12 protein-coding genes are annotated in these 13,193 nt (G+C 58.8%); 8 read left to right on the top strand and 4 right to left on the bottom strand.

Annotated elements, in window-relative coordinates:
• The first annotated feature begins 208 nt into the window (after positions 1-208).
• The 8 genes from glgB (at position 209) to ACFSR7_RS23945 (ending at position 11,547) form a co-directional block, all read left to right on the top strand.
• Positions 209-2,119: a 1,4-alpha-glucan branching protein GlgB gene (gene glgB, locus ACFSR7_RS23980; RefSeq protein ID WP_378165926.1), complete on the top strand. Its 1,911-nt coding sequence runs from the start codon at positions 209-211 to the stop codon at positions 2,117-2,119.
• 39 nt (positions 2,120-2,158) lie between these two features.
• Positions 2,159-3,322 carry a glucose-1-phosphate adenylyltransferase gene (locus ACFSR7_RS23975; RefSeq protein WP_378165924.1) on the top strand — a complete coding sequence of 388 codons (1,164 nt, stop codon included), beginning with the start codon at positions 2,159-2,161 and terminating at the stop codon, positions 3,320-3,322.
• Positions 3,322-4,434 carry a glucose-1-phosphate adenylyltransferase subunit GlgD gene (gene glgD / locus ACFSR7_RS23970; protein ID WP_378165923.1) on the top strand — a complete coding sequence of 371 codons (1,113 nt, stop codon included), beginning with the start codon at positions 3,322-3,324 and terminating at the stop codon, positions 4,432-4,434. Before ACFSR7_RS23975 ends, glgD begins: the two co-directional genes overlap by 1 nt.
• A 46-nt stretch (positions 4,435-4,480) precedes the next feature.
• The gene (gene glgA / locus ACFSR7_RS23965; protein WP_378165921.1) at positions 4,481-5,911 is read left to right on the top strand and encodes a glycogen synthase GlgA; all 1,431 of its coding nucleotides are present in this window, start codon (positions 4,481-4,483) and stop codon (positions 5,909-5,911) included.
• A 48-nt stretch (positions 5,912-5,959) separates the two neighbouring features.
• Positions 5,960-7,951 (top strand): glycoside hydrolase family 15 protein, encoded by a 1,992-nt coding sequence (locus ACFSR7_RS23960; protein WP_378165919.1) that lies wholly within the window; start codon positions 5,960-5,962, stop codon positions 7,949-7,951.
• A 155-nt stretch (positions 7,952-8,106) separates the two neighbouring features.
• A complete protein-coding gene (locus ACFSR7_RS23955) occupies positions 8,107-8,856 on the top strand; it encodes a DUF1361 domain-containing protein (protein ID WP_378165917.1) in 750 nt (249 codons plus the stop codon).
• A 39-nt stretch (positions 8,857-8,895) separates the two neighbouring features.
• Positions 8,896-9,537, top strand: coding sequence for a zinc-ribbon domain-containing protein (locus tag ACFSR7_RS23950; protein ID WP_378165915.1), 642 nt, complete (start codon positions 8,896-8,898; stop codon positions 9,535-9,537).
• A 642-nt stretch (positions 9,538-10,179) separates the two neighbouring features.
• Entirely contained in the window at positions 10,180-11,547 is a 1,368-nt protein-coding gene (locus ACFSR7_RS23945) for a PucR family transcriptional regulator (protein ID WP_378166107.1), read from the top strand.
• 117 nt (positions 11,548-11,664) lie between these two features.
• On the opposite strand, the gene ACFSR7_RS23940 is transcribed toward ACFSR7_RS23945, so the two are convergent.
• From ACFSR7_RS23940 to gerPC, 4 genes are all read right to left on the bottom strand, one after another.
• Complete coding sequence (locus ACFSR7_RS23940; protein WP_090113152.1) at positions 11,665-11,784, bottom strand: sporulation protein YjcZ; 120 nt, start codon at positions 11,782-11,784, stop codon at positions 11,665-11,667.
• Positions 11,785-11,887: 103 nt separating this feature from the next.
• A complete protein-coding gene (locus tag ACFSR7_RS23935; protein ID WP_378165913.1) occupies positions 11,888-12,289 on the bottom strand; it encodes a spore germination protein GerPE in 402 nt (133 codons plus the stop codon).
• Between the two features lie 3 nt (positions 12,290-12,292).
• Entirely contained in the window at positions 12,293-12,496 is a 204-nt protein-coding gene (locus tag ACFSR7_RS23930; protein WP_306795289.1) for a spore gernimation protein GerPD, read from the bottom strand.
• 1 nt (position 12,497) lies between these two features.
• Positions 12,498-13,193 (bottom strand): spore germination protein GerPC, encoded by a 696-nt coding sequence (gene gerPC / locus ACFSR7_RS23925; protein WP_378165911.1) that lies wholly within the window; start codon positions 13,191-13,193, stop codon positions 12,498-12,500.

The raw sequence follows: 13,193 nt of genomic DNA, 5'->3' as shown, positions 1-13,193 counted from the left end.
GGCAGCCTTCCGTGCCAGTCTGCTTGACGGGACTGACGCGGAAGGTTATTTTTATCGCTTATCCGGAAATTTTTTTGGAAAAGGCGGATGAAAAGGCATGGATATTCCTCTATAATAAACATAATGCAATTTCTTTATGTGAGGAAAATTGACAAAAATTTGACGCGATTGGCGATTCCGACGCTTCGTCCGCAAAGGAGGTTCCGTTATGACGACCGGTACGGCTTCGGTATCGCAGCATGATCTGTATTTGTACAACAACGGAGAATTGTTTCGCGCTTACCGCGCTTTTGGCGCGCATCCTTGCGAACGGGACGGCGAGCACGGCACGCGTTTTGCCGTATGGGCGCCGCATGCCCGGGAAGTTCGGGTAGCCGGAGACTTCAACGGCTGGCGCGGAGAGTCGCATCCCCTTAATCTTTCGGGAACGACCGGCGTGTGGCAGGGGTTCTATGCAGGCATCGGCGAGGGCGCGGCTTACAAGTACGAGATCGTTGACGCCGCCGGCCGCGTATTCCTCAAATCCGATCCGTTCGCGTTCTTCTCGGAACTTCGCCCGGGAACCGCTTCCGTTGTGACGAATTTGGATAATTATAGTTGGGGAGATCATTCGTGGCAGGAGAGGTGGAGCCGGAGCAAGCCCTACGAACGGCCAATGCTCATTTACGAAGTTCATGTGGGTTCCTGGCGAATCGACGGTCCCGAGCTGTTCTGGTCCTACGAGCGGCTGGCGCACGAGCTAGTTGATTACGTCGCGGATAATGGGTATACGCATATAGAGCTATTGCCGATCACGGAGCACCCGTTTGACCGCTCCTGGGGCTATCAGACGACCGGTTATTATTCGGCGACGAGCAGGTACGGCCACCCCGACGGACTAAAAAAGCTGGTGGACCGCTGCCATCAGCGCGGTATCGGCGTGCTCCTGGACTGGGTGCCCGGACATTTCTGCAAGGACGATCACGGATTGCGCCGCTTCGACGGCGAGCCGCTTTACGAGCCTGGCGATTGGCGCGTCGCCGAAAAGCCGCTGTGGGGCACGCTGGCCTTCGACTTCGGCCGGCCCGAGGTTCAGAGCTTCCTCATCTCGAACGCGCTGTTCTGGATGGACCTGTATCATATCGACGGCATCCGGGTCGACGCCGTAGCGAGCATGATCGACCTGAACTTCGACAAACCGCCCGAGATGCATACGAGGAACAAGCGCGGCGGCGTTGAGAATCTGGACGCCCTCTCCTGGATCCGCAAGCTGAACGAAGTCGTATTCCGCTATTATCCCGACGCGCTCGTCATCGCCGAGGATTCTTCGGCCTGGCCGGGCGTGACGGCTCCCGTATACCTCGGGGGGCTTGGGTTCAACTACAAGTGGAACATGGGCTGGATGAACGACATGCTGAAGTACATGGAGACCGATCCGGCGCATCGTCCGGGGCTGCACAACCTCGCGACCTTCTCGATGATGTACGCCTATGCCGAGAACTACGTACTTCCGTTGTCCCACGACGAGGTCGTGCACGGCAAGCGGTCGCTCCTGAACAAGATGCCGGGCGCTTACGAGCAGAAGTTCGCAAATCTGCGTCTTTTTTACGGCTATTGGATGACCCATCCGGGCAAAAAGCTGCTTTTCATGGGCGGGGAGTTCGGGCAGTACGATGAATGGAAGGACCTGGGCGAGCTGGATTGGCCGGTGCTCCAGTATCCGCTGCATGACTCGATGCGGCGGTTCACGCGGGATCTCGGGTCGTTGTACCGAAGCGAGAGCGCGTTGTGGGAGCAGGATCACTCGCCCGACGGTTTTAAATGGATCGATGCGGATAATGCCGCCCAGAGCGTGCTTTCCTATATCCGGTTCGGCAAGAAGAAAAAATCGCATCTCGTTGCCGTTTGCAATTTTTCGGCAGCTGCGTACCCGGTGTTTCGCCTGGGCGTGCCGACGGGCGGTTGGTACCGTCTGGCACTGAGCAGCGATGCCGCCGACTATGGCGGTTCCGGCGCGGCCATGCCCCGCAAGTTCAAGGCGGAGCGGATTCCGATGCACGGCCAGTCCTTCAGCATGGAGATCGTACTGCCTCCGCTGACGTTCCTGCTCTTCGAGCCGGATGCGTCCGCGGAGGACTAGCAAGGCGAGCACATTCTCAAGGAGAGCGGGGAGAGCAGGATGCATAAAAGCGAATGCATTGCCATGTTGTTGGCAGGCGGCGAAGGCCGCCGGCTCGGCGTATTGACCAAGGACCTAGCGAAGCCCGCCGTGCACTTTGGCGGAAAGTACAGAATCATCGATTTTACGCTCAGTAACTGCGTGAATTCAGGGATCGATACGGTGGGCGTCCTGACCCAATACCAACCGCTCGTGCTCAACCAATATCTCGGCATCGGCAGCCCTTGGGGGCTCGACCGCAGGGGCGGCGGCATGCACGTCCTGCCGCCTTACGTCCGATCCAAAGGCGGCACCTGGTATAAGGGGACCGCGAACGCAATTTACCAGAACATGGGCTTCATCGAAGGCTACGACCCCGAGTACGTGCTCATCATTTCCGGCGATCATATTTACAAAATGGATTATGACGAGCTGCTCGAGTCCCACAAGCGCAATCGCGCCGACGCGACGATCGCGGTCATTACCGTGCCTTGGGCGGAAGCAAGCCGCTTCGGCATCCTGAGCGTGGACGAAGACGACCGGGTCGTCGAGTTCGCGGAAAAACCGAAGCAGCCCAATAGCAACCTGGCGTCGATGGGCGTCTATATTTTCACGTGGAAGGTGCTGAAGGAAGCGCTGATCCGCGACGAAACGACACAGGGCTCCTCGAACGACTTCGGCAAGGACATCATTCCGACGCTGCTCAAAGACGGCGCGCGCTTGTTTACCCACCGTTTCGACGGCTACTGGAAAGATGTGGGCACGATCGATTCGCTCTGGGAGGCCAATATGGACCTGCTGGAGGACGAACCGGCGCTCAACCTCAACGACCGTTCCTGGCGTATTTATTCCGTCAATCCGAACATGCCCGCCCACTATCTGTCTCCGTCGTCGAGCGTTCAGAGCTCGCTGATCAACGAAGGCTGCGTCGTCGAGGGGACCGTCAACCGCTCGGTGCTGTTCCAATGCGTCACGGTCGGCGAAGGGAGTTTCATCGAGGATTCCGTCATCATGCCGAACGCGAAGATCGGTAAAAACGTGCGGATCGTGCGCGCGATCGTCGGCGACGGGGCTGTCGTCGGGGATGGCTGCGTCGTCGGCAGCGTGGATGCCGCAGAGATTGCCGTCGTCGGCAGCGGCGACCGCATCGAAGCCGAAGCTGAACTCGAGGAGGCGAAGTCCTAATGAAACTGCCGCTGATGGGCGTCATCAACCTGATTCACGAGACGGAGGACATGGGCCCGCTCACGAGCGCCCGCTGTCTCGCTACGGTTCCGTTCGGCGCCCGCTACCGCTTGATCGACTTCGTCTTGTCCTCGATGGTGAACTCGGGCATGAATAAGGTCGCCGTTTTCGCCCATACCAAGTACCGCTCGCTGATGGACCACCTGGGCTCGGGCAGCAACTGGGACCTGCACAGCAAGCAAAGCGGCCTGTTCGTGCTGCCTCCGTCGATGGAGGACCAGTCCGACTTCGGCAAAGGCGATCTGTACCAGTTTTACCGGCATCGGGATTACTTCGCGCGCAGTCCCGTCGAGTATGTCGTCGTCGCCCGCAGCCATATGGTGTGCAACATCGACTTCGCCAAGGTGCTCGATCAGCACCGCGAACGCGGTTCCGACATTACGGTCGTGTGCAAGGACTGGCCGGACGCGGTGACGGGGCTGACGCGCAAGGCGAAGCTTGACGCGGACGGCCGGATCGTCGACATGCAGGATCACTTCGGCAGGCTCGCAAGCGATGTCGTATCGATGGAGATGTACGTTCTTCGCAAGGAGCTGCTCCTCGATCTGGTCGATACCTCGCTGGCGCAAGGCAAGGACCACTTCGTCCGGCACGCCGTCATGCCTAGGCTCGGCGAGCTCAAGGTCGACGCGTACATGCACGAGGGCTTCCTTGGCGTCGTGAACAACATCCCGTCCTATTACAAACATAGCCTCGAGCTGCTCAATCCCAAAGTGTGGAGCGAACTGTTCTTCGAGCCCGGTCCGATCTTCACCAAGGTAAAGGACGAACCGCCTACGCGTTATCGCGCCGGCTCCTCCGTGACAGGCTCGCTTATCGCGAACGGCTGCGATATCGAAGGCCGCGTGGAAGGCAGCATTTTGTTCCGCGGCGTCAAGGTGCACAAGGACGCAGTCGTGCGCAATTCGATCGTCATGCAAAACGGCGTCATCGGCGAGCACGGCCTGCTGTCGAACTGCATTCTCGACAAGGAAGTGGAAATCCGCAGCGATCAGCAGCTGATGGGGGCCTCCGACCTTCCGTACATCGCGCTGAAGCGCAAAATTATCTGAGCTATCGAAATGTCCGAAGGCTCATTCCAATTATCGGAGGTGTTCCATGAACGTTTGGTTTGTGGCGTCGGAAGGCGTCCCTCTCGTCAAAACGGGAGGGCTCGCCGACGTCATCGGCGCTCTCCCCAAGGCGCTCGGCGGGCGCGGCATTGACGTGACCGTCGTTCTCCCCAAATACGGGAGCATACCCGGCTCTTATCTGGAAAACGCGGTTTTCAAAGGCTATTACTATATTACGATGGGATGGCGCAGAGAGTATTGCGGTCTGTACGAGGTTGTAGCGGACGGCGTGCGCTTTCTCCTGATCGACAATGAATTCTACTTCAGGCGGGAGTCGCCCTACGGCTACGGGGACGATGCGGAGCGCTTCGTATTTTTCAGCTTCGCCGCCGTTGAAGCGATGCTGCGCGAGGAGACGCTTCCCGACGTCGTGCATTGTCATGATTGGCAGACGGGACTCGTGCCGTTTCTGCTGCGCACCAGGTATGCCTACGAGCCGGCCGTGCAGCGGGTACGGACAGTCTTTACGATTCACAATTTGCAATATCAGGGCGTGTTCTCGCGCGAGCTGCTGCAGGACCTGCTTTCCGTCGGGGACGACGCTTTTACGGGCGACAGCCTGGAATTTTACGGTGCTGCCAGCTGCATGAAGGCGGGCTTGCGCTTCTCGGACAAGCTGACGACCGTCAGCCCGACCTACGCGCTCGAGATTCAGACGGCAGAATACGGAGAAAAGCTGGACGGCGTCCTGCGCGAGCGGTCTGGCGATCTGGTCGGCATTTTGAACGGCATCGACACGCAGTCGTACGATTCCATGAGCGATTCGGCGCTTCAAGTGCGTTACCGGGATTCGCTAGCAAAAAAGCGGCAGAACAAGCCGGCGCTGCAGCGGGAGCTCGGGCTTGCCGAAGACGCGGTCGTTCCGCTCATCGGCGTCGTCTCGCGGATGGTCGGGCAGAAGGGCTTCGACTTGATTTTGGACAGTCTCCCCGCCCTGATGGACGAAGGCGCCCAGCTTGTCGTGCTCGGCTCGGGCGATCCGCACTTCGAGCATATGCTCGGCGAAGCGATTCATCGCTATCCGGGACGGCTCGCGGTTTGGTTCGGCTTCAACGAGGGGCTCGCGAGGCGGATCTACGCTTCGTCCGACATGTTCCTCATGCCCTCTCGCTTCGAGCCTTGCGGCCTTAGCCAGCTCATCTCGCTGCGGTATCGGACGGTGCCGATCGTGCGGGAGACCGGCGGGCTTAAGGACACGGTCGAGCCGTTCAACGAGTTCGCCGGCACGGGCACCGGGTTCACCTTTGGCCCTGCCAGCGCTCACGATCTGATTTACACTGTGCGCCGCGCGATTCGTTTTTACCGGGAGGAGCCCGAGGCTTGGAAGCGCATCGTGAACAACGGCGCAAAGCGGGACTATGGCTGGGGTAGCTCGGCCAAGCAGTATGAACTACTATATAGAGAGCTCGTTAAATAGAGGACGGTCCGCAGCACAGGCGGTCCAATAGGAGAGGGGAATGCTGGCATGGCCCGACATCTCGTGATCGGCAACGGCAAGATGCTCATGAATCTGGACGATCATTGCTTCATCCGCGACCTTTATTTCCCGTTCGTAGGCCAGCTCAACCATATCGGCGGCCAGCAGTGCCGATTCGGCATCTGGTGCAACGGCTCCTTTGTTTGGCTTGACGATCCTTCCTGGCGGATCGAGCTTGGCTACATCGAAAATTCGCTCGTCACGAACGTGGTTGCCAGACATGACGGACTCGGAATCGAGCTGTACGTCAACGACGGGATCCATCAACGGGAGAGCATCTATATGAAGCGGGTCGTCGTTCGCAATCTGACGGGGGAACCGAAGGACGTGCGCGTTTTCTTCCACCAGGACCTGATGATCGACGGCAACGAGGTCGGCGATACGGCCGCGTATTATCCGATGAACCGTACCGTTTTCCATTACAAGCGCTCCTCTTACTTCATGTTCAACGGCCGTTCCCAGACCGGCGGCATCCATCAGTTCACCACCGGCATCAAAAGGTTCCACTCGGCGGAAGGGACGTGGCGCGACGCCGAGGACGGCGAGCTCATGGGCAACGCCATTGCTCAAGGCTCCGTGGACAGCACGATCAGCTTCAGGCTGGAGCTGCCGGCGAATGCCGAGAGCTCGCTGTATTACTGGATGTCCGTCGGCAGCGACCTCGAGGAGGTCAAGCGGCTCGACCAGTATGTGCTGGAGAGCCATCCCGAAAAGCTGCTGAGCCGTATCGTCATCTACTGGAACCACTGGCTGACGAAGGTGGGGTCGCAGTATCAATTCGGCGATCTGCCGCAGGAGGTCGTGCGGCTGTTCAAGCACAGCCTGCTCATCGTGCGGACGCAGATCGACGAACGCGGTGCTATTCTGGCCGCCAACGACACCGACATATTGCAATACAACCGCGACCACTACAGCTATATGTGGCCGCGCGACGGCGCGCTGATCGCGGACGCCATGTCGCTCGCGGGCTATCACGGCACCATCGCGCCGTTTTTCCACTTCTGCAACGATGCGCTGGCGCCTGAAGGCTATCTGTACCACAAATACAATCCGGACGGCACCGTCGGCTCGAGCTGGCATCCTTACGTCGTGCACGGCCTGCCCCGGCTGCCGATCCAGGAGGACGAGACGGCGCTCGTGCTTTTCGCCCTCTGGAAGGATTACGAGCGTCATGGCGAGATCGAGCTGCCGCAATCGCTGTATCCGAGTCTCGTGCGCAAGGCGGCGTCCTTCCTGTGCGACTATATCGAGCCTTCGCTCGGTCTGCCGCTCCCGAGCTACGATCTGTGGGAGGAGCGCTACGGGATCTGGACGTACACCTCGGCGTCCGTATACGGCGGCCTGATGGGGGCTGCGTACTTCGCTGACTTGTTCGGCGATTACGAACGCAGCGACCGTTACCGCAATGTCGCGGAGCGAATCAAGCTCGGCATGCTGACGCATCTCTGGGACGAAGCGTCCGGACGGTTCGCCCGCGGTCTCGCGCTACGGGATGGCAAGTGGGAAAAGGACATGACGATCGAGAGCAGCGTGTTCGGCCTCTTCGAATTCGGCGTGCTGCCGGCAAACGACGACCGCGTCGTCCGCACGATGCAGGCGATCCAGCAGGGACTGTCGATCAAGACCGATATCGGCGGCATCGCCCGGTATACGAACGACTATTACTTCCAGCAGTCCGACGATCTGGAGCGCGTGCCCGGCAATCCCTGGATCATCTGCACGCTGTGGGTCGCATACTTCCAGATCGAGACGGCGACAAGCCTGGCAGATCTCGAAGCGCCGCGCATCACGCTCGAGAAGATCGTTCATTCGACGCTCGAAGGCGGCAACATGCCGGAGCAGATTCACCCGACGCAGGGCACGCCGCTCTCGGTGGCCCCGCTGACCTGGTCGCACGCGACTTACATCAAAACCGTGTGTCTCTACGTTCGCAAGCACGAGGAGCTTGAAGCGGGTGCACGCAAGGACAACGCCGTATAATACGCCTTAGCCATTCTTGGGCATAGGCCGGTTGCCATCCCTCGACGAGAGCCGACGGGATGGCTTATTTCGATTTTTACGGATAAACGCAACTTTTTCCTCCAGAATGGTGTAAATAGGACAGTAACAAGCGTCAAAAAGGAGGGACCGCAACGATGGGCCGAAATCAATCGAGCTCCGCAGCCGAGCCGCTCGTCACGCCGGCTTTTTTGATTCTTTGCTTCACGTCGCTGCTCTGTTTGTCTATGCTCGTCGTCAGGGAGGCGCAAGTCGGCGACAGCCGCTACGGTTTTCTTCTCTGGAATCTGTTCCTGGCCTGGCTTCCGCTACTCGTCTCGATGGCCGCCGCCGGCGCGGACCGCCTGCTGACGGGGATGCCGGCCATTCGCGGCGCGCTCCTGCTGATTCTTGGGGTCGGATGGCTGCTGCTCTATCCGAATGCGCCATACTTGACGACCGACTTGATCCACCTGATCATGAATCCCACGTACAGCTGGCGGCAATCCACCGAATCGTTGATCCTGTGGTACGATTTAATCGTCTTTTTCCTGTTCGCCTGGTGCGGATTGCTGCTCGGTTACTTGTCGATGCGTCAATTCCATCGTCTCGTCTCCCGGTATCTCGGCGCTGCGGCGGGCTGGCTGTTTATCGTGGCCGTATCGTTTCTGGGCGGCTTTGGCGTCTATCTGGGGAGAGTCATTCGCCTTAATAGCTGGGACGTCGTTTTCAGTCCGTTCCGGCTGGCGAACAGCGTCATCGGCGGTATCAATTCGAATGGCGCCATTTTGACGATCTTGTTCGGCATGATGATCCTGATCGTTTATTTGTCTCTTTACGGCCTCGGCATGCAGCGCGGGCCCGGACAAGGCGGCGTTGCCCGGGACGGGGCCGGCGGGTTATCATAGTACATAGTTATAGTTGCTCGAGTCTAGGAGGCGGAATTCATGAGTTTCTTCAAAAAGTTAACGGAGACAGTCAGCAAAGGGGTCAGCACCGCCACGGAGAAGGCCCAACAGACCGTAGAGATCACCAAGCTCCACTCGCAGATCGCGGGCAAGCGCAAGGAGATCGAGCGTCAATATAACGAAATCGGAGAAGCCGTCTACAAGGCTTACCTTGCCGGCGACTTGTCCAAGGCGGAGAGCGAGGTTATCTCGGCTTGCCAGGTCATTGCGGACAAGGAGCGCGATATCGATACGCTTGAAGATCGCATTCGCGAGCTGCGCAACGAAAAGGAATGCGAGTGCGGACAGCGCGTCCCGTTCCAGACGCGTTTCTGTCCGGCCTGCGGCAAGCCGTTTCCGGAGCCGGTGCCGGCTGCCGAGGCGCCTGTCGAAGGCGAGCTGTCGGTATTGTCCGAAGAAGCCGCGCCGGAGCGGGCGGTGCAGGCCATCGATATTTATCCGGAGGATGAGTCCGCGGACGAAGCGTGGGCAGCGGGTCATGCCGCTCCGGAGTCGGAGCCGGCCGTGCACGAACCGCCGCCTCCTGCCAAGCCGGTCGTGCAAATATGTACGGCCTGCGGTTCTGAAATGCCGGAGGAAGCGCGATTTTGCCAGGATTGCGGCAATCCGATGTACCCTTGAGCTATAACGGGTACTTGAGTAATGGCCTTTCGTTATATTTGCCAGGCCAAAGCTGTCTCAGCGGTATTCCATGCCGCTGGGACGGCTTTTTGTGATGCCCCATGACAATGCGGCGCATCACAGAGTACTGGCAAAACGGCAGGCCGCAGCATTGGCGTGTCGCAGCTTTTCGGTGGTTTGCGGGCTCAAAGCCTATATTTATACATGTATTTTCTGCCAGCCAACGGCACCTCATAAAATGCCTGCAAATGTGCAGGTAAATGCAAAGCGCAAACCGCCAATCCGGCTTATGGCTTAAAATAACTGCGCTTTGGCAGCTATCCCGATTAAAAGGGCCGGTATCGGCGGAAATAGATGTATATTTGCAGGCATTGGGTCAAAGGAAGGGACAATGGGACAATACGGACACGATTCGCGGACCGCTCGGAACGTTTTGTTTATTTGAGAATTGAACGAAGTTTTCACGGATTATGTAAATAAATATAACGCGATTCCGTGTAGTTCATAAAATAATAATAATATAAGTTTAAAATAGGAAGACATTTAATATTGTGTGTTATAAAATATAACATATTAGAGTTGGAGCATTTCAAGTACAATCCAATGTGCATGAATGATGAGGAGGGGATTAACGTGGCTGCAATGTCCCGTAATGACGCCAATCCCGAGAACAGATCGAAGCGCGTCAGCTTTCCGATCATGGAGCGCAAGGATGAGTCTTCGGCGAAGGCGGCGGATGAACGTAAACTGCCGGATCGTCTGACGGCTGACGATTACAGTCAATTGTCCGAGCTGCATTTGCTGCTAGGAAGCGTGTCTCGTTTGCTTCTGAACGGCGGCAGCTTGGAACAGGCGTTGGACGCGATGGAGGAGGCGCTCGGCAATCCGGTCGCCGTGATCAGGAGCAAAGGCGGAGAGTGGCGTTCGGGCGGATTCGATGCGGCTGCCGCGTTAACGGAAGTCGCGGTCGTTGCCGAGCACATGAGGCACGAAGAAGCGGCGGCCGCCGTTTCCTGCTTCGTCGGCACCGAGAACGGCAGAAGAGCTTACGTGCACTGGATCGCGAAGAGCGGCGACAATCCGTCCGCTGTTGCGCTGTTTGAGTGCAACCGTCCGGTCGTCGCATTGGACATGCTGAAGCTCGCGCGTTTGTCGGCGTTCGTAGATTTGGAGATATCCAATATCGATGCGGTGCGCGAGGTCGAAGGGAAATATCTCGAGCTGTTCCTCCAGGACTGGCTAGCCGGCAAGATCGTCTCCGAGCGGGACTGGACAGTGCGTGCGGAAGTATGCGGCTGCGACATTAAGGGTAAAGGCGAGCTGTTCGCCGCCGTTGTCGGCATCCCCGATCCCGGCTGCGAAGCGGCGGACGGCAAGCTGGCGGAGCTGGCCCGCCAGCTTAGAACGAGAAGACGGTTGCCCGGGCGAGAACTGCTTGCGGCAGTCTACGGCGGCGAACTTGTACTGATTGCGACCGAAAATGAGGTAGAAACGGTCGGAACGACGGCGGAAGCGAAATTGCAGGAGCTGCTCAGCGAGCTCCGTGCGGAGCTTGACTTGCCGGCGATGCGATTGTTCGCCGGCCGCCCGGTCGCGAGACCCGAGCTGCTGCCCGCCAGCCTGTCGCAAGCAAAAAAGACGAAGCAGGTCGCCGAGGTGTGCGGACTTGCGGGAGATGTTGTGCCCTACGATAATCTCGGCGTATACGCGCTGCTTTACTTAATTCCCGGCGGCGAGGAGCGCGAGCAGTTTTTGCGGCGTTATATGGACCCGCTGCAGCAGGCGGACCGCAAGGGCGGCGGACGGCTCGCGGAGACGCTCGAAATGTTTTTCCGTTGCAACGGCAACATCAAACTGACCTCCGAGCGCCTGTACGCGCATTACAATACGATTGTTTATCGGCTGGACAAAATCCAGAACATTCTAGGCGTATCCCTCGACGATCCCGAAGACAGGCTCCAGCTGCAGCTCTCTCTGAAGCTCGGGCAGCTGTCGCCTGGCAGCTGCTGACCGTCGGTGCGTCGGCGCGCCGGCCGCCCCCAAACGTTCAAAAGCCTCCGGCCGCAACGATGCGGACCGGAGGCTTTTTACGCTATCGAAAACGCGCGCGGCTTCGCCGCTAGTCGATTAGAAAATGCCTGCTTTGAGGATGATGACGAGCAAAACGTACAGTACCAGCGCGAACGCTGCACCAGCCATAGCGCCGCCGCCGTATCCGCAACCTGCGCCTGCTACTCCGTATCCCATAGTAACAACCTCCCGATATGGTTTATGTGATGAGCGATCACACAGTCATCATATGCGGAGGAAGGCCTGCGGCTTGTGCGTTCGCCCGTTTATGCCGGCAGGATCACTTAAAATCGATTTCGACACGGGGCTGGACGCCGGGCAGTCGGTTGCGGATGTTGACGATCCGCGTCACGGCGGTCTCCGGGCCGCCGCAGCCGATACGGACGTGAGAGGCGGCGGAGATGCCGGTAATGTCAAGGCAGCCGATCTCGATCGGCGCGGAGGCGGAGAAGCAAAAGGCGGGCGGTCCCGGGGATGGCGGCGCGATCGGAAGCGGCCTTGTAAAAAGCGAATAAAATTCGTAGCGAAATTCGTCGCTGCCGAACGTCGCGAGCGACCGTTGAACCGCCAACACGCGGGAAGTCAGCTTCGCGCCGTCCCGGTTGTCGCCGATTTCGAGGATCCCGGCATTGGATATGGTGTTGACGTCAACAAATCCTACGGCGGAGACGCGGCATGGCATCGGCTATTCACCTTCTTCCGGCAGCGCAGGCAGAGGCGCCAGCGGTCCGACGATAACGGACTCCGGAGGCGTATCGAAGTAAGAGTAGAGCGTCATGCTTTGCGTATCGCCGATCAGCAGCGACGACGAGCTCGACACGCCGAGAATGCGGATCGATCCGATTCTGACGGGCTCGTTGTATACGTTCATTTGATCGAACAGCGCCATATCAGCTTCTCCTCGGCCCGGCGGCTTCAGCGGCGCGCCTTTGGACGTAACTTTCAAAAGCGGTCCGGATGTCCTTCTTCACTTTATCCATCACGCCTTGCCGCCACGCTGCGAGCTCCTGATCGCCGGCTTGCTCGGGCAGCGGTATCGTGCGCGCATAATATTGGATTCTCGCGCCAAGCTGCGCCTTCACGTCCTCCGTTACCGCACGAAGCTCAGAAGGCTGAAAATCGAGACCGTTCTGAGCCGCGAGTGCGGATAGATTCGCAGGCGCTTCTCCGTTCATGAATGCGGCGCCGTCGTTAAGCAAGCCTGGAATTTGCGGCTCCGGACCCGACTGGCCGGTTGCAGGCGTCTGCCATGTCCCGGGCGCCGGCACGTCGAACGCATCGACGCCTGATTGGGCGTTCGGGCTTAGGCCGATGTTGAGGGTTCCGTCGAGCCGGCTAACCTTGAGTTGGTCGAAATGATACTCGACATGCACGGGCGGCTTGCGCTGCAAATCCTCGACACGTGTCTGGAGCTCGGCGATCTGTGCCTGCATCCGCGCCTGCTGCTGCGTAAGCGTCGCGATCTGCTGCTCGTAACTTCCGATTTGCGCGGATGCGGTTTGCATCTGAGACTCGAGCGTCTGCAGCCGCTTGGCGAGCTCGTCGCACGCCTGTCCTTGAGAGGGATAGTACCAGACCGAGTTCAC

Source organism: Cohnella sp. GCM10020058 (assembly GCF_042683485.1).
Classification (GTDB): domain Bacteria; phylum Bacillota; class Bacilli; order Paenibacillales; family Paenibacillaceae; genus Cohnella.
This window is presented reverse-complemented; position numbering and strand designations above follow the sequence as displayed.

What these genes read in the sequence shown, in the direction of transcription:
- ACFSR7_RS23935 (WP_378165913.1), bottom strand. Translation starts at nt 12,289, where the DNA reads ATGCCATGCCGCGTCTCCGCCGTAGGATTTGTTGACGTCAACACCATA.
- ACFSR7_RS23975 (WP_378165924.1), top strand. Translation starts at nt 2,159, where the DNA reads ATGCATAAAAGCGAATGCATTGCCATGTTGTTGGCAGGCGGCGAAGGC.
- ACFSR7_RS23950 (WP_378165915.1), top strand. Translation starts at nt 8,896, where the DNA reads ATGAGTTTCTTCAAAAAGTTAACGGAGACAGTCAGCAAAGGGGTCAGC.
- ACFSR7_RS23945 (WP_378166107.1), top strand. Translation starts at nt 10,180, where the DNA reads ATGTCCCGTAATGACGCCAATCCCGAGAACAGATCGAAGCGCGTCAGC.
- glgD (WP_378165923.1), top strand. Translation starts at nt 3,322, where the DNA reads ATGAAACTGCCGCTGATGGGCGTCATCAACCTGATTCACGAGACGGAG.
- glgA (WP_378165921.1), top strand. Translation starts at nt 4,481, where the DNA reads ATGAACGTTTGGTTTGTGGCGTCGGAAGGCGTCCCTCTCGTCAAAACG.
- ACFSR7_RS23930 (WP_306795289.1), bottom strand. Translation starts at nt 12,496, where the DNA reads ATGGCGCTGTTCGATCAAATGAACGTATACAACGAGCCCGTCAGAATC.
- ACFSR7_RS23960 (WP_378165919.1), top strand. Translation starts at nt 5,960, where the DNA reads ATGGCCCGACATCTCGTGATCGGCAACGGCAAGATGCTCATGAATCTG.
- glgB (WP_378165926.1), top strand. Translation starts at nt 209, where the DNA reads ATGACGACCGGTACGGCTTCGGTATCGCAGCATGATCTGTATTTGTAC.
- ACFSR7_RS23955 (WP_378165917.1), top strand. Translation starts at nt 8,107, where the DNA reads ATGGGCCGAAATCAATCGAGCTCCGCAGCCGAGCCGCTCGTCACGCCG.
- ACFSR7_RS23940 (WP_090113152.1), bottom strand. Translation starts at nt 11,784, where the DNA reads ATGGGATACGGAGTAGCAGGCGCAGGTTGCGGATACGGCGGCGGCGCT.